The 657-nt window shown below is 28.6% G+C and carries 1 protein-coding gene; it reads right to left on the bottom strand.

Annotated features, from left to right (window positions below):
- The coding region (locus tag ACYVHU_RS26700) for a proton-conducting transporter transmembrane domain-containing protein (protein WP_498949926.1) at positions 1 to 657 on the bottom strand (657 nt) is incomplete at both ends.

Here is a 657-nt window from a genome sequence, read left to right as displayed (position 1 = left end):
GCTAATCCACCAATAGTACCAACTAAAAGTGATAATAATGAACTAATTAATAATAAGTATGTCCATGAAGACCAATTAGCTAATTGAGTAAATCCTTGAAATTCTAAAATAAATACTAAAAAAGCAATTTTTGGCATTGTTGTTAGCCAAGTTGTTACTACTGTAGGTACTCCATCATATACATCTGGAGCCCAATTATGGAATGGAGCTGCAGATACTTTGAATAATAAACCTACTAAAATTAGTAGTACACTAATTTCAATAGCAGTATTTGCTGAAGTTGTAGAACATAGCATATATAATCCCTCAAAACTAGTTAGTCCTGTAAAACTATATAATAAACTACTTCCTAATAAAATTAAAGCTGAAGATAAACTTCCTAATAAGAAATATTTTAATCCAGCTGATGTTGCAGATTCTGACTCTCTGTAAATAGTAGCTAAAATATATACAGCAAAACTTTGTAATTCAATAGATAAGAACATAGATACTAAATCACTACTTGAAATTAAACTACTCATACCTAATACAGAAAATAAAGCAATAAGAGGATATTCAGCTAATACTGATAATCCTTTACTCTTATTTACTAAAGTTGAATTTAATCCATTAGATGGTAAAGTTTGTACTCCACCAGCTTTTGAACTTAATAAAAGT

Source organism: Marinactinospora endophytica (assembly GCF_054780875.1).
Note: the sequence above shows the minus strand (reverse complement) of the source record. Positions and strands in the feature narration are given on the sequence as shown.